Below are 21800 nucleotides of genomic sequence, written 5' to 3'. Positions count from 1 at the left end.
TACCATCAGGTGTGGGGCTTTTTGCTGTCCGATCGCCGTTCTCTGTTCGCTATTTATTCCGTCAGCACACCTGCTGATCCTGATCGGAAAACAGCTCCACATCATCGCAACCTCCTCTCACGACCTTAACCGTAACCTACCTCCGCTCCCTCGCAAGACCCGCTGACCACTCATCGCCTTACTCGCTTCTCAAGCATCGGCAACATCCGCCCTGGCTATACCTTCTCCCGCCTATCTCCCCATTGCTCTTCCTTCTAGAGACGTCTGGCCCCGCTCTGAGAGACAGCACTTCCTCTTCTAATAACCTCCAATCCAATACCAGCAATGCTGCGCAACCAGAGACTCCACTCACGACCACCCCACGCCTGAACCCAACATCCGAACCACCACACACCGTCCAGACAACAAAAAAGCCGCGTCGAAACGCGGCTTTCAATTCAAGCTGATCGCCGACATTCATCGGCGACCCGGCTTCAGTACGTTACACACCTGCGAGCAGATACGCACCCACGGCAGCGATACCAATGCCGCCGATGCGCACGACCTTATCTGCCATCTGCTTGCCGGCGAACAGGCCGATACCCAAACCGGCTGCATGCAATATCGCGGTTGCCAGTACAAAACCAAGACCATACATTGCTGCCGACGAACCATGCGGCAATTCGCTGCCGTGCGCGTAGCCGTGGAACAGCGCGAACAGCGACACCACCACCGTGCTTGCCCATAATGGCATCTTCACGGCGAAGGCGATCAACAGGCCGAGCACGGCGACCGATGCGGCAATGCCGGTTTCGGCAGCAGGGAATTCAAGCCCGGCAAATGCCAGCAATGCGCCGATCACCATCATCAGCGGAAACGCCAGCGGCAATACCCACATGGCGGAACGCTTGTTCTGTGCGGCCCACAGGCCGACGGCCAGCATGGCCAGCAAATGGTCGATGCCGGAGAACGGGTGGGCGAAGCCGGCGCTGAAGCTGCCCGACGCCGCCATCATCGAATCGGGATGGCCAGGGTGTGCGAAAGCGCTGCCCGCTGCCAGCACGGCGATGGTCAATGCGCCGGCGCGCATTGCAGTCTTGGTGGAAATACGGAACATGTTTTTTCTCCTTCGTATCAATCTTCGTGGATGCGCACGCGCGCCTAACTAATCTGAATAAGCTGAATCTCAAGTCCGCTTCTTCAAGCCTGCTTCTTTTCGTCCAGCAAGCCTTGCTTGCGGATGTATTCAATCACCGTCTCAACCCCATCGCCGCTGCGCAGATTGGTAAACACAAACGGACGTTCGCCGCGCATGCGCTTGGCGTCCTGCGCCATGATGTCGAGATTGGCGCCGACGTAAGGCGCCAGGTCGGTCTTGTTGATGATCAGCAGATCCGAACGCGTGATGCCGGGACCGCCCTTGCGCGGAATTTTCTCGCCGCCGGCAACGTCGATCACGTAAATCGTCAGATCTGACAATTCCGGGCTGAATGTTGCCGCCAGATTGTCGCCGCCGGATTCTACCAGTATCAGGTCCAGATCCGGAAAATCCGCGCTCATGCGCGCGATCGCTTCCAGGTTGATCGAGGCGTCCTCGCGGATCGCCGTGTGCGGACAGCCGCCGGTTTCGACGCCCATCAGGCGCTCCGCCGGCAAGGCATCGGCGCGCAGCAGGATCTCCATGTCTTCCTTGGTGTAGATGTCATTGGTGATGACCGCCATGTCGTAATGATCGCGCATGCGTTTGCACAGCATCTCGCACAGCGCCGTCTTACCGGAGCCTACCGGGCCGCCGATGCCGACGCGCAGTGGATTGGGGGAGGATGGATTGCTCATGTTTATCTCGATTAAAAACGGATTCTATAAAAATTCAGATGACTCTGATCGACCAATACGACGTCCACACTAAGACCGGTACAAGCGGCTGTACTGTACTTCATGCTGCATCGACAGCAGCGACAAGCCCGGCGACCAGTTCGACAGCTCATCGTCGGCCAACTCTTGCGCCGTCCTGGCCGCAGCTTCCAATTCGGGCTGCAACGACAACAGCAAACGTTGTCCGGCAACCTGGCCCAGCGGCACCGACTTGACGCACACCAGCACCTGGTTCTCCGCCCACGCGAACAGCATGCCCAGCAACGCGGCATCATGCGGCACATTCAAGGCCACGGCCGCATACGCCAGGGCCGTCGGCAGCGGCACTTCGCCCTGCGCCTGCATCAGGCAGAGCAAGGATGCGTCGCCGATCTTCAGGTCGATGGCCAGCTTGCTCAGCGAATAGCCCATCTGTATCGTCTCGGCGCGGAACTCGGCCGTATCGCGCGCGGCGATAAAGCGTTCGTTCCACAACGCCACCGCGCCCGCATCGCGCCCGGCAAAGGCCTGCAGCAAGCGCCACAAAATCGGCGCTTCGAAACGCGCGACCACTTCGTGCAGCGAGTCGATGATCCACGCGCGCGCGCCGGCTTCGTTCTTTACCGTGCCGTTTTCAATGGCCGCTTCCAGCCCCTGCGAATAGCTGTATGCGCCGATCGGCAGCGACGGGCTGGTCAGCTGGAGCAAATGAAGCAGGGCCTGTGCTTGCATGGATGATCCGCGTATCAGGATTTGTCGCCGGGGCGATGGATCTTCTGGCGTACCGGGATCGGCGCCAGCGGATGATGATGGTCGTCGCCGTGGTGATGATGACCGCCGCCGTAAGCGCCGGATTCCGGCTCGAACGCAGCTTCTTCTTCAACCACCAGCGCGCCCAGGCCTTCCAGCATTTCCTTCAGCACCGGATCCTTGCGGATACGCAGGAAGCCCTCGCCGACTTGCGCCTGCGTGTGGCGATTGCCGAGGTGGAAGGCGCAGCGCAGCAACTGATGCGGCGAACTGGCTTCGACGCGATAAGTCGCCTCCTTGGCGGCGTTGATCTTCACCACGCGGCCGTCGTCGCCGCGTAGCAGGTCGCCGTTGCGCAGCACGGTGCCGCGCACGGTGAAGACGGCGACTTCCTCGCCCGAAGTCATGGTCGCGCGCAGGCGGCTTTTTTCGCGCTGGTCGTAGGGCAGCAGCAATTCGCCGTCGACGTGTTCGGCATGTTCGATCTTGGTGTTCAGGGTCAGCATAATGTTTTAAAAGCGATATTCAGAACAGGAAATAACGTTGCGCCAGCGGCAGCACCTTGGCCGGTTCGCACACCAGCAATTCACCATCAGCGCGCACCTCATAGGTTTCGGAATCGACTTCCATCTTCGGCGTCAGGCCGTTGTGGATCATGTCGCGCTTGCGCAGATTGCGCATGCCTTTCACGGGCACCACCGGCTTGTTCAGCTTGAGCATGTCGCCGATGCCGGCATCGAACGCCGACTGCGAGACAAACGTCATCGAGGTCTTCAAGCCGCCGCCGTACGCGCCGAACATCATGCGGTAATGCACCGGCTGCGGTGTCGGGATCGACGCATTCGGATCACCCATTTGCGCCGCCGCGATCATGCCGCTCTTCAAAATCATCGACGGCTTGACGCCGAAGAAGGCCGGCTTCCACAGCACGATGTCGGCGACCTTGCCGACTTCCAGCGAGCCGACCACATGCGAGATGCCGTGCGTGATCGCCGGGTTGATGGTGTACTTGGCGATGTAGCGCTTGACGCGGAAATTGTCGTGGCGCGACGGATCTTGCGCCAGCGAGCCGCGCTGCGTCTTCATCTTGTGCGCGGTCTGCCAGGTGCGCATGATCACTTCGCCGACGCGGCCCATGGCCTGCGAATCGGAGGACATCATCGAGATCGCGCCGATGTCGTGCAGGATGTCTTCTGCGGCAATCGTCTCGCGACGAATGCGTGATTCGGCGAAAGCGATGTCTTCGGCAATCGCAGGATCCAGGTGATGGCAAACCATGAGCATGTCCAGATGCTCGTCCAGCGTATTGACGGTGTAGGGACGCGTCGGGTTGGTCGAGGATGGCAGCACATTGCCTTCGCCGACCGCCGCGATGATATCCGGTGCGTGACCGCCGCCTGCGCCTTCGGTGTGGAAGGTGTGGATGGTGCGATCCTTGAAGGCTGCCAGCGTATGCTCGAGGAAACCGCCTTCGTTGAGCGTGTCGCTGTGGATCGCGACCTGCACGTCGAGGCGATCCGCCACCGACAGGCAGTTGTCGATCGCTGCCGGCGTCGAGCCCCAGTCTTCATGCAGTTTCAGGCCGATGGCGCCGGCGTGGACCTGTTCCTCAAGCGGTGTCGGCAAGCTCACATTGCCCTTGCCGAGGAAGCCCAGATTCATCGGGAAGGCATCCGCCGCCGACAGCATCGAGTGGATGTGCCACGGACCCGGCGTGCAGGTCGTCGCTGCGGTGCCGACCGCCGGGCCGGTGCCGCCGCCGATCATGGTGGTGACGCCGCTCATCAACGCTTCTTCGATCTGTTGCGGACAGATGAAATGGATGTGCGTGTCGACGCCGCCGGCCGTGACGATCATGCCTTCGCCGGCAATGATCTCGGTGGCGCCGCCGATGGCCATGGTGACGTCGGGCTGGATGTCCGGATTGCCGGCTTTGCCGATGCCGGCGATCTTGCCGCCCTTGATGCCGATGTCGGCCTTGACGATGCCCCAGTGGTCGACGATCACGGCATTGGTGATCACGGTGTCCATGACGTCTTTATAGTTGCGCTGCGACTGGCCCATGCCGTCGCGGATCACCTTGCCGCCGCCGAACTTGACCTCTTCGCCATAGGTCGTGAAATCCTTTTCGATCTCGATGAACAGTTCGGTGTCGGCCAGACGCAAACGGTCGCCGACGGTGGGACCGAACATCTCGGCATAAGCCTGACGCGAAATCTTGGCCATTATTTATTTCCCTTCTTGTCGAGTGCGCCCATCACCTTGGCGTTGAAACCATAGACCTTGCGCTCGCCCGCCAGCGCCACCAGCTCCACCGTGCGTTCCTGGCCGGGCTCGAAGCGGACCGCGGTGCCGGCGGCGATGTTCAGACGCATGCCATAACCAGTCTGGCGGTCGAATTTCAATGCCGGATTGGTTTCGAAAAAGTGAAAATGCGATCCGACCTGAATCGGACGATCGCCGCTGTTGGCCACCGTGACGGTCGCCGTGGCGCGGCCTACGTTGAGTTCGATGTCGCCGGGTTCAACCAGCATTTCTCCTGGAATCATCTCAGTGCTCCTTAAGGAATAGGGTGATGAACCGTGACCAGCTTGCTGCCGTCCGGGAAAGTCGCTTCGACCTGGATGTCGGGGATCATCTCCGCCACGCCATCCATCACGTCGGCGCGGCTCAGGATCTTGGTGCCTTCCGACATCAGCTCGGCAACCGTGCGGCCGTCGCGCGCGCCTTCCATGATGGCTGCCGTGATCAGCGCCACCGCTTCCGGATAATTCAGTTTCAGGCCGCGCGCCTTGCGCCGTTCAGCCACCAAGGCCGCCGTAAAAATCAGCAGCTTGTCTTTTTCCCGTGGAGTGAGTTCCATCGCGTGTTCTCCCTGATGCGTGATGTTTGTATGTTCGTTATGTATTCCAGATGCGCGGCACGATCGCCTCGCGCCGCATCAATTCCGGCCGGATGTGCTGCCATGCATGCGTCAGCCATTGCCGCGCAACCTGGCTGGAGTTGCCCAGATAGCGCAGCACCAATACTTGTTTCATTTGCGTCGCGCCGCTGCGGCCATTGCCATCCTGCGCCAACGCGCTGGTTTGTTCGCGCAATTCGCCGAGGAAGGCAGCGTTGAGCGGCAGGCCGACGGCGATCAAGGTCGCGCTCACCGTATAGCCAGCCAATGCCAGAGGGCTCGTCATCGACGACGTCCCTGCGCGTAGCGCGCCTTGTTCGAACCAGATCAGCTTGCCGTCGCGGCGGATGCTGGTGCGCTGGCTGACGCGGCCGTTGACGAAAGATTCGCCCGAGGCGGTGCGGCCGAAGCACAGGATTTCGCCGCCGATATACGTCGCATCGGCAGCCAGCTCGACCTGGTGTTCCATGCGCACGTCGGCGTCGTTGAAGAAAATGGTTTCCTGCGGTAGCCATTCCAGCGCCGCGCCGGCGGTTGCCGTCAGCGCTACCTGCTGCTGAGAGACGAAGCCGTTGGCGCGATACCACTTGCCTGCACCGGGCGTGGTCAGCAGGGCATGGGCATTGTCGCCGACATGGGCAGTGATGTTCAGTACGTCGCCGCCAAGGATGCCGCCCGGCGGATGGACGATGACGGCATGGCAGACGGCGGGATGTTCGGGATAGAGCGGCTTTTGCACGCGCAGCGGGCCGAAGTGGCTGCGCTCGATCATGCGCGTGGTGCCGGCATCGTCGGCAAAGCCCAGCGTCAACCGCGCCTGTTCATGGCGCGGAGCAGCGACGACGGTTTGGCCGGATTCCGTGACGGCAGCGGCAGGATCAATGATGCGTTTCATGCAATGTTCTGATTATGGCGACATGAGGGCGAGACGGCGCGCGGACCTTTGTTTATAGCAGACCTGCCGTGAAAACGCACGTCGCCGGAACTTGATAATCCGGCAACACGGCGCGCGGGCAAAGATGCGTTTACACCGCGAGGTGCTTCTTCACGTCTTCGTGATCCATCTCCGCCTGCACGCCCGAGGCGACGACTTCGCCGCGCGACATCACGACGAAGGTATCGGCCAGTTCGCGCGCAAAATCGAAGTACTGCTCGCACAGCAGGATGCCGATGTCGCCGCGCTGGCGCAAGAGGCTGATCACGCGGCCGATGTCCTTGATGATCGAGGGCTGGATGCCTTCGGTCGGTTCGTCGAGGATGATCAGTTTCGGTTCGGCCAGCAACGCGCGGGCAATCGCCAGTTGCTGTTGCTGCCCGCCCGACAGATCGCCGCCGCGACGGTGCAGCATTTCCTTGAGCACCGGGAACAGTTCGTAGACTTCGCCCTTGATCGTCGACGCCTTGCGGCCGGACTTGGTCGCCATGCCCATCAGCAGATTCTCTTCCACGGTCAGGCGCGCGAAGATTTCACGGCCTTGCGGCACGTACGCAATCCCCAGTCCTGCGCGTTGATGCGGCTTGAGTCTGGTGATGTCCTTGCCTTCCAGGGTGACATTGCCGGCGGCGACGGGCAAGACGCCCATCAGGCATTTCAGCAAGGTGGTCTTGCCGACGCCGTTGCGGCCGAGCAGCGACAGGCATTTGCCTTTTTCGACATTGATCGACACGCCGCGCAAGGTGTGCGCGGCGCCGTAGTATTGGTTCAGTTGATTGACTTGCAGCATGTTCTTCTCGTCTCCGGATTGAGCAGCTTAAGTTCAGCGGCCCAGGTACACTTCAATCACGCGATCGTCCGATTGCACCTGCTGCATCGTGCCTTCGGCCAGCACCGAACCCTCGTGCAGCACGGTTACCTTGCCGCCCTGCGCGATCTCTTCGACGAAGCCCATGTCGTGCTCGACCACCATGATCGAATGTTTGCCGCGCAGTTCGTTGAGCAATTCGGCGGTGCGTACGGTTTCGGCGTCGGACATGCCGGCCACCGGCTCGTCCAGCAGCAGCAATTGCGGCTCCTGCATCAGCAGCATGCCGATTTCCAGCCATTGTTTCTGGCCGTGCGAAAGCAGGCCGGCGACGCGGTTTTCCTGGCCGTTCAGGCGGATCAGTTTGAGGATCTCTTCGATCTTGCCGATCTGTTCCGAATTCAGGCGTGCGAACAAGGTCGTCTTCACGCGCTTGTCCATCTTCATCGCCATTTCCAGGTTTTCGAATACCGAATGCTGCTCGAACACCGTCGGCCGCTGGAACTTGCGGCCGATGCCGGCGTGGGCGATTTCGTATTCCGTCATTCTGGTCAGGTCGATGGTCTGGCCGAAGAAGGCCGTGCCCGCCGTCGGCCGTGTCTTGCCCGTGATGACGTCCATCATCGTGGTCTTGCCGGCGCCGTTGGGGCCGATGATGCAACGCAGCTCGCCGACCGAGATGTCGAGGTTCAGGTTGTTGATCGCCTTGAAGCCGTCGAACGAGACCGTGATGTTTTCCAGATACAGGATGGCGCCGTGGGTGGTGTCGACACCTTCCTGCTTGATGCGCGCATACGAGGTGCCGTGGTCGGCATGCTGGCCGTTGTCGACGCTGTCTTGCGGCGCGGCGCGATTGTACATTTCGCTCATGCGGCCTCCTTGGCAGAGTCTTGTTTTTTCAGTTTCTTGATCAGTCCCAGGATGCCTTGCGGCAGGAACAGCGTCACGAGGATGAAGATCAGCCCCAGCGCATACAGCCACAGGTCCGGGAAGGCGGCGGTGAACCAGCTCTTGAGACCGTTGACGGTGAACGCGCCGATGATGGGGCCGAGCAGCGAACCGCGTCCGCCGACCGCGGCCCAGATCACCATCTCAATCGAGTTGGCCGGCGACATTTCGGACGGATTGATGATGCCGACCTGCGGCACGTACAGCGCGCCGGCAATGCCGCACAGCACCGCCGACAAGGTCCACACGAACAGCTTGAACCACAGCGGGTTGTAGCCGATGAACATCAGCCGCGATTCGGAATCGCGCACGCCCTGCAGCACGCGGCCCAGCTTCGACGTCACGATGGCGCGGCACAGCAGCAGCGAACCGAGCAGGAAGGCCAGCGTCACCAGGTACAGCACCGCCTTGGTCGACGGCGCCGTGATCGTGAAGCCGAGGATGCGCTTGAAATCGGTGAAGCCGTTGTTGCCGCCGAAGCCGGTATCGTTGCGGAAGAACAGCAGCATGAAGGCAAAGGTCATCGCCTGCGTGATGATCGAGAAGTACACGCCCTTGATGCGCGAACGGAAGGCAAAGTAACCGAACACGAAGGCCAGCACGCCCGGCACCAGCACCACCAGCAGCATCGCAAACCAGAAGTGCTCGGTCATCCACCAGTACCACGGATAAGCCTTCCAGTTGAGGAACACCATGAAGTCCGGCAAGTCGCTCTGGTACACGCCGTCGTGGCCGATGGCGCGCATCAGGTACATGCCGTGCGCATAGCCGCCCAGCGCAAAGAACACGCCGTGGCCCAGCGACAGGATGCCGGTGTAGCCCCACACCAGATCGAGCGCCAGCGCCGCCATGGCGTAGCACATGAACTTGCCGATCAGCGCGATGGTGTAGCTGGAGATGGACAGCGGATGGCCGGCCGGGAAGATCAGGTTGAGGATAGGCAGCAGACCCAGGATCACGGTAAAGACCACGATGCCTGTCCAGGCCGGCCGCGAAAACAGCGAAGGTTTAAGGGGAAGATTCAATGGGAGATTGAGGGTACTCATTCCACGCTCCTGCCTTTCAGTGCAAACAGGCCTTGCGGGCGCTTTTGGATAAACACGATGATGAACACGAGGATGGCGATCTTGGCCAGCACGGCGCCGGCGACCGGTTCCAGGAACTTGTTCACCTCGCCCAGGCCGAACGCGGCGATCACGGTGCCGGCCAACTGGCCGACGCCGCCCAGCACCACCACCATGAAGGAGTCGACGATATAGCCCTGGCCAAGGTCGGGGCCGACATTGCCGAGCTGCGACAAGGCCACGCCGCCGAGACCGGCGATGCCGCAGCCGAGGCCGAAGGTCATCATGTCGATCTTGCCGGTCGAGACGCCCACGCAGTCGGCCATGCGGCGATTCTGCGTGACCGCGCGCACGAACAGGCCGAGGCGCGTCTTGTTGAGGATCAGCCACACCGCAAACACCACGAACAGCGCAAAGAAGATGATCACGATCCGGTTATACGACAGCACCAGCGAACCCAGCACCGTGATGCCGCCCGACATCCAGCTCGGGTTGGCGACTTCGACGTTTTGCGCGCCGAAGATCGACCGCACGCCCTGCATCAGCATCAGGCTGATACCCCAGGTGCACAGCAGGGTTTCCAGCGGGCGGCCGTAAAGCCAGCGGATCACCAGGCGTTCCAGCGCAATGCCCACTGCTGCGGCAACGATGAAGGCCGCCGGCAGTGCGACGACGATATAGGCATCGATCGCGCCGGGGAAGAATTTGCGGAACACCAGTTGGCATACATACGTCGTGTAGGCGCCGATCATCAGCAGTTCGCCGTGCGCCATGTTGATGATGCCCATCAGGCCGAAGGTGATCGCCAGGCCCAGCGCCGCCAGCAACAGCACGCTGCCGAGCGAGACGCCGTAGAACAGCTTGCCGACGAATTCGGTGATGGACAGGTGACGGTCCAGCGCCGACAGCGTGCGGACCGCTTCGATGCGTACGCCTTCGTCGGTTTCGACATAGCTGCCGTCGGGATTCTTGGCCAGCATTTGTTCCAGCACCGGCTTCAGGTTGGCGTTGGTGGTCTCGGCCAGGGCCTTGACCGCGGCTTTGCGCGCGGCCGCATCGGGCGCATGCAGGTTGGCGGTGGCGACGACTTGCTTCAACACTTCCTGGATTTGCGGATCTTTTTCCGCCGCCAGCGCCTTGCTGATCAGCGGCGTCTGTGCCGCGTCGGCGGTCTTCAGCAACTCGGTCGCCGCAGTCAGGCGCGTGGCGCGGTCCGGCGAAAACAGCTTGAGGCCGGACAAGGCGCCTTCCACCACGCCGCGCAGGCGGTTGTTGACGGTGATGCCTTCGGCGTCGTCAGGGGCCGGGCCGGTCTTGTCGGTGGCCGGGTTGAACGCCTCGGCGTCTTCGATGATCAGCACGTCGCCGGCAGGCGTCGCGTACAGCGCATCGCTGTTGATCGCGTTGAGGATTTTCTGTGCGTCGGCATTGGCCAGCGCAGCAATCTGGGTGACGGCGGCAATCCGCGCATCGGGGTCGTCGCCGGCCAGCGGCTTGAGCAGTGCCGGATCGATCGCGGCATGCGCGCTGATCGCCTGGGTGCATAGCCAGCCTGTGAGCATGGCGGACGCAATGATCTTGGGGAGAAGTCTCATGGTTCTTTTCGGTGGCACTGCAAGACGGAAAGAAAGTCGGTCTTACGACGCTTGTCTGAGATTCATGCCGGCGGCCCCGGGAGGGGAACCGCCGCATTGATTGCGCCGGACGGGATGTCGGACGTCCGGCGCAAGGTCTTGCAAACCGCTGCATGGAACATGCAGCGGGGACTGCTCAACTAAGCAAACCTTGCAAGCGGTTGCATTACATCTTTTGCTTGCTTTCGTTGCCAGGGATGTAAGGGCTCCATGGCTGTGCGCGGATCGTGGTCTTGGTCTTGTTGACCACGTTGAACTGACCGTCGGCCTTGATTTCGCCGATCATCACTGGTTTGTGCAGGTGATGGTTGGTCTTGTCCATTTCCAGCGTGTAACCGGACGGCGCCTTGAAGGTCTGGCCGCCCATCGCTGCGATCACCTTGTCGGTGTCGGTGGTCTTGGCCTTTTCAACGGCTTGCTTCCACATGTAGATACCGACGTAAGTCGCTTCCATCGGATCGTTGGTCACGACGGTGTCGGCGTTCGGCAGACCCTTGGCCTTGGCGTAGGCTTTCCACTTCTTGATGAAGGCGGTGTTGACCGGGTTCTTCACGGATTCGAAGTAGTTCCAGGCAGCCAGGTGGCCGACCAGCGGCTTGGTGTCGACGCCGCGCAGTTCTTCTTCACCCACCGAGAACGCCACGACAGGCACGTCGGTCGCCTTCAGGCCGGCATTGCCGAGTTCTTTATAGAAAGGAACGTTGGAGTCGCCGTTGATGGTCGAGATCACTGCAGTCTTGCCGCCTGCTGCAAACTTCTTGATGTTGGCGACGATGGTCTGGTAATCGGAATGGCCGAACGGTGTGTAGACCTCATCGATGTCGGAATCCTTCACGCCCTTGCTATGCAGGAAGGCGCGCAGAATCTTGTTGGTGGTGCGAGGGTACACATAGTCGGTGCCCAGCAGGACGAAACGCTTGGCGCCGCCGCCTTCTTTCGACATCAGGTATTCGGTGGCAGGGATCGCTTGCTGGTTAGGCGCTGCGCCGGTGTAGAACACGTTCTTTTCCAGCTCTTCGCCTTCGTACTGGACCGGGTAGAACAGCAGGCTGTTCAACTCTTTGAAGACCGGCAGCACCGATTTACGCGAGACCGAAGTCCAGCAGCCGAACACGACGGAAACCTTGTCTTGCGAGATCAGCTGGCGCGCTTTTTCAGCGAACAGTGGCCAGTTGGAGGCTGGGTCAACGATCACGGGTTCGAGCTTCTTGCCCATGACGCCGCCGTTGGCGTTGATTTCATCGATTGTCATCAGCGCCACATCTTTGAGCGATGTTTCGGAGATGGCCATGGTGCCCGACAGCGAGTGCAGGATGCCGACCTTGATGGTGTCCGCGGCGAACGCGGCTGGGAGCCAGGAGGATGCTGCAAGTGCGAACGCGCCGAGTGCTGTTGCTTTTAGGATAGTGCGACGTGACATGAAGTGCTCCTACAGTTAGAAGAATCAATGAGAGTTTGTTGACTGCCTCTCTGCTTTAGCAGATTGCGTGCCAATGACAATTCGTCAATCTCTCTCGATTTCTCGAACTTTGTGGAGGCGCGTGCGTGCTATCGCACCATTTTAGTGATGGTAAAAATGGCGACGGTGCGACAGATTCCGATTTGCCCCAAACGGGAGCAATTTGCTGCAAATCGGTGAGGAGGTGATTGTTTTTAGCGCAAAAACACGTGTTGCATCAGCTGCTGTATCGGATATTGAACCCAGCTTTGCACCCGCGGCGGCAATTCCAGCGGGCGCATGATCATCTTCAGCGTCATCTCCGGCGTCAAATTGGTGCGTACGGTGGCGCTCATGCGGGTGCTCAGCTGCTTCAGATAGGCGGTGTCGCCGGCGCGCGTCGGGTCGCGGAATTTCAGCACATGACGGATCGCGCAGTCGGCGTCTTCATTGCGCATTTCCAGCGTGCGGCGGCTCAGGGTGCCAAGCACGCGCGAACGGCCGATGCCTTCGCGTTTGCGATATTCGCGGAAGTAGCGATAGAAATGCTTGTAGTGGTTAACCTCGTCATTGGAGATGCGCGCGGCCAGATCGCGCAGCACCGGCTCCTTCACGCTGCGCGACAGCGCCCGGTAGTAAGTCGCGGTACCGGTCTCGACCACGCAGCGCGCCGCCATTTCCAGCGCCTTGGTCGGCTCCAGCAGCTCGACCTTGCAGTAGGTGGCGTACTCCTCGAGGAAATTGTCGTAAGCGCTCTGCCATGGGAATTCGGGCCAGACATGCTCGACATACGCGCGCAGCGCCCGGCCGTGCTGCAGTTCTTCCACCTCCCACTGCTCGCGCAGCCAGGCCGCGACTTCGGCGTTGTCGCTGAAGAAATCCAGCAGGTTGTGGGTATAGAGATCGGAGCCGCTTTCGACGAAGGAGGCGCAGGCGACCAGGTAGAAGGTGTTTTCATCGTTGCGCACGCGTCGCAGATCGATGCGGGAAAAATCCAGATCGGCGATGCTCCAGCGCGGTTGGTGCTGTTCCTGACTTGCCACGATACCTCCTCGACAATGCTGATATGGAAATATGACGAAGAGAAAACGGCTTGGTTCGCAAAGAAAGATTAGCCTTTTGTAACAAGCGCGGATTTATCTTGCATCGTGTTTCCAGTCAGGCAATGTAAAAGCGGTCGATAGAATGCGAGCCGGCGGCGCCTTCCCATTCGGCGACAAAGGTCGCGCGGAAATCGCGTAGCCATTGCACGCGTTCGTCGCCCAGGCGGCGACCGGCGACGGTTTGCATCGACGCCGGCAGCGTCTCCAGCTTGCAGGCGATGTGGTCGAGTGCGTACTGCTTGTCATCGAGCGCGCGTTGCGATCCGCGCGCATCGTCGGGATGAGCAAGCCGGCTGCCCATGCGACCGGCCGTATAGAACAGGCGCGCCAGCCCGACTGCGCCGAGCGCATCGAGCCGGTCGGCATCCTGCACGATCTTTGCCTCGATCGTCTCGGGCGCAATGCCGGCGGAGAAGCTGTGCGCTTCGATCGCGTGCGCTACGCCTGCGAGCTTGTCGGCGGGGAAACGCATCGCCTGCAAATGGCGGCAGGCCAGTTGCGCAGCCTGCGTCGATGCAGTGTGGCGTTGCGGATCGTTCTTCGGCAGATTCACCAGATCGTGCAGATAGCATGCTGCCTGCACGATCAGCGCATCGGCCTCGGGGTGCGCATCCAGCAAGGTTTGCGCGGTATGCCACACGCGATGCAAATGGTTGATGTCATGTGCGCCGTCGTTGTCGGCGAGTTTGCCGGCCAAGGCGACAAATTGCGCTTGCCAGTCGTGCAAAGGAAGATTCATGAACGGAAATCGGGGAATAACGAAACAGCGATGATAGCGGAAGCGCACGGGCCGGACAGAAAGCGCGGGACGAAAAAAAGCCCGCCGTAGCGAGCTTTCTTTATCTGCGGTTTCCCGCAGGGTGCCGGATCCGGTCGGCAACGACCCATGCTATCTGCGTGGTGTCATCGGCGACCTGCTGAATCCGGACTTGCATGCGCGCAGACCGTAGTCTACGCGTCAGAACATTCGATCAGATAGGACGAATGTTGGTTGCTTTTTCGCCCTTAGGACCAGTGCCGCGCTCAAACGAAACGCGTTGGTTTTCAGCCAGGCTCTTGAAGCCGGTCGACTGGATGTCCTGGAAATGCGCGAACAGATCGTCGCCGCCTTGATCAGGCGTGATGAAGCCGAAGCCCTTGGAATCGTTGAACCATTTGACTGTGCCGGTTTGTGATGTAGACATGTTTTACTTCCTTGAAAAAATGAGGGACGACGCCCGAAGCGCACCCGAGATCAAGCAAGATGTAACCGAAGAGAGTCAAACAGAGATGGCTTGTGAACAAGCGCAAGGGAGAGAGACCAACAATAACGACGACTTGATGTAAGTGCAGAATTCAATATACAGGTAAACCAGAGACTTACCTAAGCATATCGTGATAAATGAAAATTTATTTCCTGAAGGCCGGGCTGCGAATTCAACTCAGTTCAGCGAACTCAGTTGTAGCCGTAGGTCGGCGCCGGTGCGCGCTGCTGCAACTGCGCGATGGCGCGTTGCAGGCGCTCATCGATGCGTTTGCTGCGCGAGGCATTGTCCGCAGTGGTCAATTCCAGTTCGCGAAAATACACGCGCACCGATTTTGCCTCGGTCACCAGTTCCAGCCGATGCGCATGTTCATGCGTCAGGTCGGCGCCGATATCCCACACGCAATCGGCGATCTGCACGTCGAGCGCGAGCGCAATGTCGAGCGCCTTGGCGGAAATCGCCGCAGCGCCTGCGGAACGTTCGATGATGGTGTCGGACATGGCCTGTTTCGGCTTAATAGCGGCGACGTTGCTGGCCACCACCGACCGGTCCGCGTTTTTCCAGATGGCGGAAAGTGATGCGGCCCTTGCTCAGGTCGTAAGGCGACAGTTCCAGCGTGACTTTGTCGCCGGCCAGGATGCGGATGTGATTCTGGCGCATCTTGCCGGAGGTGTAGGCGATCAGTCGATGACCGTTTTCCAGATTGACGCGAAAGCGCGAGTCCGGCAGGACTTCTTCGACGAGGCCGTTCATTTCGAGTAATTCTTCTTTAGCCATGGTGGTTTCCAGGTAAGGCGCTCGACGGGCGAAACGGGCACGCAGCAATCGAGCTGCACGGCATTCGCCAGAGAACGCAGAAAAAAGAGACCGGTTGCCGCGCGAGCGGACCAGTGCGATTTTGCTTTTCGTTCAGGTATCCCAACAAGGACACACAAAAAGACTTTTGCGCCAGAAGTACAACCTTGCCGGCGCAGGACGGTTACTACGGGACGGGCCGACTGCTCGAGAACGACAGAAGCACGACCGGAAAGAGTGGAGACAGGCAATATTGCTGGCCGGTCCGGAAAAGGGTGTAATACCCAACTAAGCGCTATTATACCCTGTTGCCGGCGGGCCGGTCGGATTCGCCTGTTGCACGGCCTCAAAAGGCCCCGGAAAGGCCGCCGTTTGCCGATTTTAATTGCTATTGGCGACGCTTGCGCGCACTATAAGTGGATTCCACGATTGAAAGTGAGCTGTCATGTCTCAAGCGTCAACCGAAGTGAAAATGACCAAAGCAGGTATCGGTTTTTCCGTGTGTGTCGAATTCGTCAATCGTGAGTGCTTCATCTCCAACGAAGCGCTGATCAAGCTGGCCTCGCAGATGTTTACCGCGATCGGCCCGATGCAAACTTTCCGCGAACTCGAACCCAACATCACCGGCGTCGCGCGCCGCATGGTGCGTGCCGGCGTGCAGGGCACACCGCTGCAACTGACTCCCAATACCTTTCAATAAGGTCAACATTTGCAGCTGGTTTTCCATGGTCCTGATTGCCTGCAGGCATCATTCATGGCGGATCGCGGCGAACACCTGTAGCGGATGAATCTTCCGCCACGGCATTTTTTCACGCGTACGACTGTTGTATAACCATCGCCGGCGGCCTGCCGGCGCGTTGTGCGCAGACCCTGTTTAATGCGTATTTAGCACGCACTTAGCAGCAGATTCCCTGTGGGTGTTGCAACTTAACTTCGCTGATTCCGTCACAAGCGAGTAAACTGCGTCACCATCCGGCCGCGCCCTGCGGCCTAAAAGAACCTGTGAGTCTCACCATGTCTGAAGCACCTCTCCCTCAGTTTTCCGATCTCAATCTCAGCGAACCGCTGCTGCGCGTCCTGAAAGAACTCGGTTACGAAACACCCTCGCCGATCCAGGCTGCCACCATCCCCACCTTGCTGAGCAATCGCGACGTGCTGGGCCAGGCGCAGACCGGCACCGGCAAAACCGCGGCGTTCGCGCTGCCTATCCTGTCGCGCATCGATATCCGCCAGACTGCGCCGCAAGCGCTGGTGCTGGCGCCGACACGCGAACTGGCGATCCAGGTGGCCGAAGCCTTCCAGCGCTACGCCACGCACATTCCCGGCTTCCACGTCCTGCCGATTTACGGCGGCCAGAGCTACGGCCCGCAGCTGAGCGCCCTGCGCCGCGGCGTGCACGTCGTGGTCGGCACGCCCGGCCGCGTGATTGATCACCTCGACAAAGGCTCGCTCGATCTGTCGCAGCTGAAAACCATGGTGCTGGACGAAGCCGATGAAATGCTGCGCATGGGTTTCATCGACGACGTCGAATCGATTCTGCAAAAGACCCCGGCCACGCGCCAGACCACGCTGTTCTCGGCGACCATGCCGGCCGTCATCAAGCGCATCGCCAAGACCTATCTGCGCGATCCGGCGGAAATCACCGTCGCCGCCAAGACCGGCACCGCCGAAAACATCCGCCAGCGCTACTGGCTGGTCAGCGGCATGCACAAGCTCGACGCATTGACGCGCATCCTGGAAGTCGAACCCTTCGACGGCCTCATCATTTTTTCGCGCACCAAACTCGGCACTGAAGAACTCGCCGGCAAGCTCCAGGCGAGGGGGTTTGCCGCCGCCGCCATCAACGGCGACGTCCAGCAGCAGCAGCGCGAACGCACCATCCAGCAACTGAAGGACGGCCAGATCGACATCCTGATCGCCACCGACGTCGCCGCGCGCGGCCTCGACGTCGAACGCATCAGCCACGTCATCAACTACGACGTGCCTTACGATCCGGAAAGCTACACCCACCGCATCGGCCGCACCGGCCGCGCCGGCCGCAGCGGCGAAGCGATCCTGTTCATTACCCCGCGTGAGAAGAACCTGCTCAAGAGCATCGAACGCTCGACGCGCCAGCCCATCACGCAGATGACCCTGCCGAGCGTGCAGGCCGTCAACGACGTGCGCGTGGCGCGCTTCAAGGAACAGATAGCCGAAACGCTGGCCGACGGCGGTCTTGATATCTTCCGCTCGCTGATCGAAGACTACGAACGCGAACAGAACGTCACTGCGGTCGACATCGCTGCAGCGCTGGCCAAGATGGCGCGCGGCGACGTGCCGCTGCTGCTCGACAAGAACCAGCGCGAGCCGGAGTTTGTCCGCAACGACGACCGCGCCCCGCGCGAACGTCCGGATCGTTCGCCGCGTGCAGAACGCGGTGATCGTCCTGATCGTAATGAACGTAGCGAGCGCCCGAGCTACGCCGCCAAGGAGCGCATCGTGCGCGCCGCCGATCCCGGCATGCAGACCTTCCGCATCGAAGTCGGCCATCAGCACGGCGTCAAGCCGGGCAACATCGTCGGCGCCATCGCCAACGAAGCCGGCATGGATTCCAAGCACATCGGCCGCATTGAAATCTATGACGACTACAGCGTGCTCGACCTGCCGGACGACATGCCTCCCGATCTGATCGACCATCTGAAGTCGGTGCGCGTCGCCGGCCAGCAATTGCAGATCAGCCGCGACGACGGCAGCGCCGCCCCCGCGCCACGCGCCGCACGCAGCGAGCGTACGGAACGTCCGGAACGCGCTGAGCGCAGCGATCGTCCCGAGCGCGCTGAACGTGTCGAGCGCACCGAGCGTCCGCGTCCGACCAAGGCCGATTTCGCCGCCCACACGACGCAGACTTACCGCATCGAAGTCGGTCATGAGCACGGCGTCAAGCCTGGCAACATCGTCGGTGCCATCGCCAACGAAGCCGGGATGGATGCCAAGCACATCGGCCGCATCGAGATTTTCGACGACCACAGCGTGCTGGATCTGCCGGGCGACATGCCGGACGATTTGCTGCAGCATCTCAAAAAGGTCTGGGTCGCCGGTCAGCAACTCAAGATCAGCGTGACCGACGAGCGTCCGCCGATGCTGCGCGCCGAACGCGGTCCGCGTGGAGACCGGGATCAGCGCGACAGCCGCCCTGAACGTAGTGACGATCGCCCTGTGCGCGCAGATCGTCCAGAGCGTACCGAGCATGCTGAACGTTCCGAACGTCCCAACCACGGTCCGGTCGAGGAACCGCGCAAAGGCAAGGGCAAGGAAAAGAGCAAGCCGGAATTCCAGATGCAGACCTTCCGCATCGAGATCGGCCGCGCGCATGCCGCCACGCCGGCGGGCATCGTCAACGCCATCGCCACCGAAGCCGGGCTCGAAGCCAAGCACATCGGCCGCATCGACATCCACGACGATCACAGCACCCTGGACCTGCCGGCCGGCATGCCCAAGCCGCTGCTGCATCAGTTGAAGGCGGTGGAAATTGACGGCCGCAAGATGAACATCAGCATCATCGGCACCGGCACTGAGCACCACGACAAGACCCCGGCGAAGAATTCCACGCCGCCGAAGGTCAATAGCAGTGCGCGCGCCGGCCGTCCGGGCGACAAACGTTCGGACAAGCGCGATGCGCGCCCTGATACGCGCGTCTCGGGCAAAGCTGCGCCGCATCGCAAGGGCGGCAAGCCTGAGTAAACGGTAGTCATCGGTATGGTGAAATGAAAAACGGCGCGAGTGACTTCGCGCCGTTTTTTTATGGATGCCGCCGTTTGGTTCGCTTTGCCGTCAGCTTGCAATCCATCGCCGTCGTCCCAGCGAACGCTGGGACCCAGTGTCGTACTAACGCTCGATACGACGCTGGGCCCTGACTTTCGTCAGGACGGCAGCCGTTATGGGTTTGCAAAAAGAAACGTCTTCAGCGCAAATGGCTGCGCAAGGTATCGCCCTCGTAGTCCCAGCGGAATAAGCCGCGCCGCTGCAACTCGGGTACGGCAAGGTCGACGAAATCGTCGAAGCCTTCGGGCAGATGCGTAGGCGTGATCACAAAACCATCCGCGCCTTGTTGTGCGACGATGTGCTCCATCCAGTCGGCGATGTCCGCCGCCGTGCTCGCCACCTGCGGCACCAGCACGCCGCTGGCATACAGGCGGCCGATATCGGCCAGCGTCAGGCTGCCGTCGCGCGACAATTCCTTCACCAGTTTGAACAGGCCTTGCATGCCCTCGACCTGGATGTCGTCTACCGGCGCATCCAGCGCATATCGGGAAAAATCCACGTTCATGTGACTGGACAGTGTCGACAGGCCCACCGCCGGATCGACCATGGCGTTGTGACGCGCGCGCTGCTCTTCGGCTTGTTCCCTGCTGGCGGCGACAAACGGCATGACTGCCGTCAGCACCTTGATGTCCTGCGGTTGGCGCCCGAACTTTTCCGTGCGACCTTTCAGGTCCTGATAGAAGCGCTGCATGCGCGCCAGATCCGGCTGGATGCCGAACACCACTTCGGCCCAGCGCGCTGCGAAATCCTGGCCGCGGTGCGAGGAGCCGGCCTGGATGATCACCGGTCCGCCCTGCGGCGACGCCGGAATGTTGAGCGGGCCGCGCACATTGAAATGCGTGCCGCGATGATCGATGGGATTGACCTTGTCCGGATCGGCGTAGCGTCCGCCCTCGGCGTCCAGCAACAGCGCCTCCGGTTGCCAGCTTTGCCACAGCTTGTGCGCAACGTCGAGGAATTCGTCGGCGCGGTCGTAACGTTCATCGTGTCCCAGCGTCTCGCGCAAGCCGAAGTTGTCGGCTTCGCCCTGGTTGACCGAGGTCACCACGTTCCATGCCGCACGTCCCGCCGACAGATGGTCGAGCGTGGAAAATTCCCGCGCCAGGCTGTAGGGCTGCGAGTAGGTCGTCGAGCGCGTGGCGCCGAGGCCGATGTGCGAGGTCACCGCCGCAATCGCACCCAGCACCGGCAACGGGTCCATGCGCGTCGCGTCCTGGTCGCCGCAGGCGACGCCATAGCGATGATCGCCGCCGAAGCGCGTCGACACCGCCAGCCGGTCCGCAAAGAACAGCAAGTCGAACTTGCCGCGTTCCAGCGTCTGGGCGATGCGCTTGTAGTAGTCGAGCGTGAGGAAGCCGCCCGGCCGGCTCTGCGGATGCCGCCACAGCACCTGGCTGTGAGCGGCGTTGCCGGCGATGAGGAAGGCGGCAAGATGGATCGGCTTCGCGATCGACTTCAGGATTGTCATGGCGCAGGCTTACAGCAGAGCTTCGCCATAGACCTTGTCCTTGACCTGCACCGGATTCTTGATCAGGTTCAGTTTGTAGAAGGCCTCGACGATTTGCTGTTGTTCCTGGATGATGCCGGCGTCGATAGGCACCGTGGTGTAGTTGCGGCGTTCGGTGGCCAGGCGCAGCACCTTGGCGTCGACACCCAGCTGCGGCGCCAACAGCTCGGCGGTTTCCTGCGGGTGCGCCTGGGTCCAGTTGTTGGTTTTCTTCAGCTCGGCGAACAGGATGCGGATGATGTTCTTGTTCTGGTCGACGAACTTCGGCGTGGTCAGATGGAAGGTGCGGTTGTTCGACAGGCCGGTGCCGTCGCGCAGGATGCGCGGCCGTGTCGCCAGTTCCTGACCGGCCAGGAAGGGATCCCACAAACCGGCCGCATCGACATTGCCCGACTGGAAAGCCGCGCGCACATCGGCGGCATTGGAGACGTAGACCGGCACGATGTCGTTGTAGCTCAGGCCGGCTTCTTCCAGCGCGCGCACCAGCAGGTATTGCACATTCCAGCCGCGGCCCAGCGCGACCTTCTTGCCCTTCAATTCCTTGATCGAACGGATAGTCGAATCTTGTGCGACGAAGATTCCGATGCCCTTCGGATACGGTTGTTCGGCAGCGAGATAAACCGCATTCACGCCGGAGGCATTGGCGAACACCGACGGCGTGTCGGCGGCATGGCCGAAGTCGATGGCGTCGGCGTTCAGGGCTTCGGTCAATTGCGGCCCGGCGGCGAACTCGAACCACTTCACTTTCCAGCCCAGCGGCGCCAGCGCCTTTTCCAGGTTGCCGGTGCCTTTGAGGATGTTGAGCGTGTTGAACTTCTGATAGCCGATGCGCAGCGTGCGTTCTTCGGCCGCGCTACTCCAGGCGGCGGTTCCCGCCAGCGTTGCTGCTGCGGTCGCTTGCAACAGCAGGCGGCGTTTGTTCGATGTTGTCATGTCCTGCCCCGTAGAATGTCGTGGGCGTCAAGACTAAACAAATCGATGGTGAATCAGAACGAATGCTTTCGATGATGCTTAGGCGGTTTCTGCATATCCTCGATGC

Annotated in this window: 22 protein-coding genes; 2 read left to right on the top strand and 20 right to left on the bottom strand. The window is 60.9% G+C overall.

What is annotated here, in order from left to right; genetic code table 11:
• Window positions 1–481: 481 nt before the first annotated feature.
• The 18 genes from AKL25_RS19700 to infA form a co-directional block, all read right to left on the bottom strand.
• Window positions 482–1096 carry a HupE/UreJ family protein gene (locus AKL25_RS19700; protein WP_050479410.1) on the bottom strand — a complete coding sequence of 205 codons (615 nt, stop codon included), beginning with the start codon at window positions 1094–1096 and terminating at the stop codon, window positions 482–484.
• Between the two features lie 83 nt (window positions 1097–1179).
• Window positions 1180–1815, bottom strand: coding sequence for an urease accessory protein UreG (ureG, locus tag AKL25_RS19695; RefSeq protein ID WP_007881349.1), 636 nt, complete (start codon window positions 1813–1815; stop codon window positions 1180–1182).
• A gap of 69 nt (window positions 1816–1884) precedes the next feature.
• A complete protein-coding gene (locus tag AKL25_RS19690) occupies window positions 1885–2565 on the bottom strand; it encodes an urease accessory protein UreF (RefSeq protein ID WP_050479409.1) in 681 nt (226 codons plus the stop codon).
• A gap of 14 nt (window positions 2566–2579) precedes the next feature.
• A complete protein-coding gene (ureE, locus tag AKL25_RS19685; RefSeq protein WP_050479408.1) occupies window positions 2580–3089 on the bottom strand; it encodes an urease accessory protein UreE in 510 nt (169 codons plus the stop codon).
• A gap of 19 nt (window positions 3090–3108) precedes the next feature.
• Window positions 3109–4809 (bottom strand): urease subunit alpha, encoded by a 1701-nt coding sequence (gene ureC / locus AKL25_RS19680; protein WP_050479407.1) that lies wholly within the window; start codon window positions 4807–4809, stop codon window positions 3109–3111.
• Window positions 4809–5132, bottom strand: a complete 324-nt coding sequence (locus tag AKL25_RS19675) for an urease subunit beta (protein ID WP_050479406.1) — start codon at window positions 5130–5132, stop codon at window positions 4809–4811. Before AKL25_RS19675 ends, ureC begins: the two co-directional genes overlap by 1 nt.
• 11 nt (window positions 5133–5143) lie before the next feature.
• On the bottom strand, window positions 5144–5446 hold the full coding sequence (locus AKL25_RS19670; RefSeq protein ID WP_007881339.1) for an urease subunit gamma: 303 nt from the start codon (window positions 5444–5446) through the stop codon (window positions 5144–5146).
• Window positions 5447–5483: 37 nt separating this feature from the next.
• Window positions 5484–6380, bottom strand: coding sequence for an urease accessory protein UreD (locus tag AKL25_RS19665; protein WP_050479405.1), 897 nt, complete (start codon window positions 6378–6380; stop codon window positions 5484–5486).
• A gap of 130 nt (window positions 6381–6510) precedes the next feature.
• Complete coding sequence (gene urtE / locus AKL25_RS19660) at window positions 6511–7209, bottom strand: urea ABC transporter ATP-binding subunit UrtE (protein WP_050479404.1); 699 nt, start codon at window positions 7207–7209, stop codon at window positions 6511–6513.
• A 33-nt stretch (window positions 7210–7242) separates the two neighbouring features.
• Window positions 7243–8097, bottom strand: a complete 855-nt coding sequence (urtD, locus tag AKL25_RS19655) for an urea ABC transporter ATP-binding protein UrtD (protein WP_007881334.1) — start codon at window positions 8095–8097, stop codon at window positions 7243–7245.
• Window positions 8094–9221 (bottom strand): urea ABC transporter permease subunit UrtC, encoded by a 1128-nt coding sequence (gene urtC / locus AKL25_RS19650; RefSeq protein ID WP_050479403.1) that lies wholly within the window; start codon window positions 9219–9221, stop codon window positions 8094–8096. Before urtC ends, urtD begins: the two co-directional genes overlap by 4 nt.
• Window positions 9218–10834: an urea ABC transporter permease subunit UrtB gene (gene urtB / locus AKL25_RS19645; RefSeq protein ID WP_050479402.1), complete on the bottom strand. Its 1617-nt coding sequence runs from the start codon at window positions 10832–10834 to the stop codon at window positions 9218–9220. Before urtB ends, urtC begins: the two co-directional genes overlap by 4 nt.
• Window positions 10835–11039: 205 nt before the next feature.
• Window positions 11040–12293, bottom strand: a complete 1254-nt coding sequence (gene urtA, locus AKL25_RS19640) for an urea ABC transporter substrate-binding protein (RefSeq protein WP_007881331.1) — start codon at window positions 12291–12293, stop codon at window positions 11040–11042.
• Window positions 12294–12526: 233 nt separating this feature from the next.
• Window positions 12527–13354, bottom strand: a complete 828-nt coding sequence (locus tag AKL25_RS19635; protein ID WP_050479401.1) for a ferritin-like domain-containing protein — start codon at window positions 13352–13354, stop codon at window positions 12527–12529.
• A 115-nt stretch (window positions 13355–13469) separates the two neighbouring features.
• Window positions 13470–14153 carry an HD domain-containing protein gene (locus tag AKL25_RS19630; protein ID WP_050479400.1) on the bottom strand — a complete coding sequence of 228 codons (684 nt, stop codon included), beginning with the start codon at window positions 14151–14153 and terminating at the stop codon, window positions 13470–13472.
• A 232-nt stretch (window positions 14154–14385) separates the two neighbouring features.
• On the bottom strand, window positions 14386–14598 hold the full coding sequence (locus AKL25_RS19625) for a cold-shock protein (protein WP_007881326.1): 213 nt from the start codon (window positions 14596–14598) through the stop codon (window positions 14386–14388).
• A 251-nt stretch (window positions 14599–14849) separates the two neighbouring features.
• Window positions 14850–15158 (bottom strand): hypothetical protein, encoded by a 309-nt coding sequence (locus tag AKL25_RS19620; RefSeq protein WP_050479399.1) that lies wholly within the window; start codon window positions 15156–15158, stop codon window positions 14850–14852.
• 13 nt (window positions 15159–15171) lie between these two features.
• The gene (gene infA / locus AKL25_RS19615) at window positions 15172–15435 is read right to left on the bottom strand and encodes a translation initiation factor IF-1 (protein WP_007881321.1); all 264 of its coding nucleotides are present in this window, start codon (window positions 15433–15435) and stop codon (window positions 15172–15174) included.
• 490 nt (window positions 15436–15925) lie between these two features.
• On the opposite strand from infA, the gene AKL25_RS19610 reads away from it, so the two are divergent.
• On the top strand, window positions 15926–16153 hold the full coding sequence (locus AKL25_RS19610; protein WP_240475803.1) for a hypothetical protein: 228 nt from the start codon (window positions 15926–15928) through the stop codon (window positions 16151–16153).
• Window positions 16154–16467: 314 nt separating this feature from the next.
• Window positions 16468–19173, top strand: coding sequence for a DbpA RNA binding domain-containing protein (locus AKL25_RS19605; RefSeq protein WP_050479397.1), 2706 nt, complete (start codon window positions 16468–16470; stop codon window positions 19171–19173).
• A 220-nt stretch (window positions 19174–19393) separates the two neighbouring features.
• Here the strand turns inward: AKL25_RS19605 and AKL25_RS19600 are convergent, their stop codons facing one another.
• Both AKL25_RS19600 and AKL25_RS19595 read right to left on the bottom strand, forming a co-directional pair.
• Complete coding sequence (locus AKL25_RS19600; RefSeq protein WP_083444803.1) at window positions 19394–20722, bottom strand: LLM class flavin-dependent oxidoreductase; 1329 nt, start codon at window positions 20720–20722, stop codon at window positions 19394–19396.
• 9 nt (window positions 20723–20731) lie between these two features.
• On the bottom strand, window positions 20732–21694 hold the full coding sequence (locus AKL25_RS19595; protein ID WP_050479396.1) for a sulfonate ABC transporter substrate-binding protein: 963 nt from the start codon (window positions 21692–21694) through the stop codon (window positions 20732–20734).
• Window positions 21695–21800 lie beyond the last annotated feature (106 nt).

Source organism: Herbaspirillum rhizosphaerae (assembly GCF_001189965.1).
GTDB classification, from domain to species: Bacteria; Pseudomonadota; Gammaproteobacteria; order Burkholderiales; family Burkholderiaceae_D; genus Herbaspirillum; species Herbaspirillum rhizosphaerae.
This window is presented reverse-complemented; position numbering and strand designations above follow the sequence as displayed.

What these genes read in the sequence shown, in the direction of transcription:
- AKL25_RS19700 (WP_050479410.1), bottom strand. Translation starts at nt 1,096, where the DNA reads ATGTTCCGTATTTCCACCAAGACTGCAATGCGCGCCGGCGCATTGACC.
- ureG (WP_007881349.1), bottom strand. Translation starts at nt 1,815, where the DNA reads ATGAGCAATCCATCCTCCCCCAATCCACTGCGCGTCGGCATCGGCGGC.
- AKL25_RS19690 (WP_050479409.1), bottom strand. Translation starts at nt 2,565, where the DNA reads ATGCAAGCACAGGCCCTGCTTCATTTGCTCCAGCTGACCAGCCCGTCG.
- ureE (WP_050479408.1), bottom strand. Translation starts at nt 3,089, where the DNA reads ATGCTGACCCTGAACACCAAGATCGAACATGCCGAACACGTCGACGGC.
- ureC (WP_050479407.1), bottom strand. Translation starts at nt 4,809, where the DNA reads ATGGCCAAGATTTCGCGTCAGGCTTATGCCGAGATGTTCGGTCCCACC.
- AKL25_RS19675 (WP_050479406.1), bottom strand. Translation starts at nt 5,132, where the DNA reads ATGATTCCAGGAGAAATGCTGGTTGAACCCGGCGACATCGAACTCAAC.
- AKL25_RS19670 (WP_007881339.1), bottom strand. Translation starts at nt 5,446, where the DNA reads ATGGAACTCACTCCACGGGAAAAAGACAAGCTGCTGATTTTTACGGCG.
- AKL25_RS19665 (WP_050479405.1), bottom strand. Translation starts at nt 6,380, where the DNA reads ATGAAACGCATCATTGATCCTGCCGCTGCCGTCACGGAATCCGGCCAA.
- urtE (WP_050479404.1), bottom strand. Translation starts at nt 7,209, where the DNA reads ATGCTGCAAGTCAATCAACTGAACCAATACTACGGCGCCGCGCACACC.
- urtD (WP_007881334.1), bottom strand. Translation starts at nt 8,097, where the DNA reads ATGAGCGAAATGTACAATCGCGCCGCGCCGCAAGACAGCGTCGACAAC.
- urtC (WP_050479403.1), bottom strand. Translation starts at nt 9,221, where the DNA reads ATGAGTACCCTCAATCTCCCATTGAATCTTCCCCTTAAACCTTCGCTG.
- urtB (WP_050479402.1), bottom strand. Translation starts at nt 10,834, where the DNA reads ATGAGACTTCTCCCCAAGATCATTGCGTCCGCCATGCTCACAGGCTGG.
- urtA (WP_007881331.1), bottom strand. Translation starts at nt 12,293, where the DNA reads ATGTCACGTCGCACTATCCTAAAAGCAACAGCACTCGGCGCGTTCGCA.
- AKL25_RS19630 (WP_050479400.1), bottom strand. Translation starts at nt 14,153, where the DNA reads ATGAATCTTCCTTTGCACGACTGGCAAGCGCAATTTGTCGCCTTGGCC.
- AKL25_RS19625 (WP_007881326.1), bottom strand. Translation starts at nt 14,598, where the DNA reads ATGTCTACATCACAAACCGGCACAGTCAAATGGTTCAACGATTCCAAG.
- AKL25_RS19620 (WP_050479399.1), bottom strand. Translation starts at nt 15,158, where the DNA reads ATGTCCGACACCATCATCGAACGTTCCGCAGGCGCTGCGGCGATTTCC.
- infA (WP_007881321.1), bottom strand. Translation starts at nt 15,435, where the DNA reads ATGGCTAAAGAAGAATTACTCGAAATGAACGGCCTCGTCGAAGAAGTC.
- AKL25_RS19610 (WP_240475803.1), top strand. Translation starts at nt 15,926, where the DNA reads ATGACCAAAGCAGGTATCGGTTTTTCCGTGTGTGTCGAATTCGTCAAT.
- AKL25_RS19605 (WP_050479397.1), top strand. Translation starts at nt 16,468, where the DNA reads ATGTCTGAAGCACCTCTCCCTCAGTTTTCCGATCTCAATCTCAGCGAA.
- AKL25_RS19600 (WP_083444803.1), bottom strand. Translation starts at nt 20,722, where the DNA reads ATGACAATCCTGAAGTCGATCGCGAAGCCGATCCATCTTGCCGCCTTC.
- AKL25_RS19595 (WP_050479396.1), bottom strand. Translation starts at nt 21,694, where the DNA reads ATGACAACATCGAACAAACGCCGCCTGCTGTTGCAAGCGACCGCAGCA.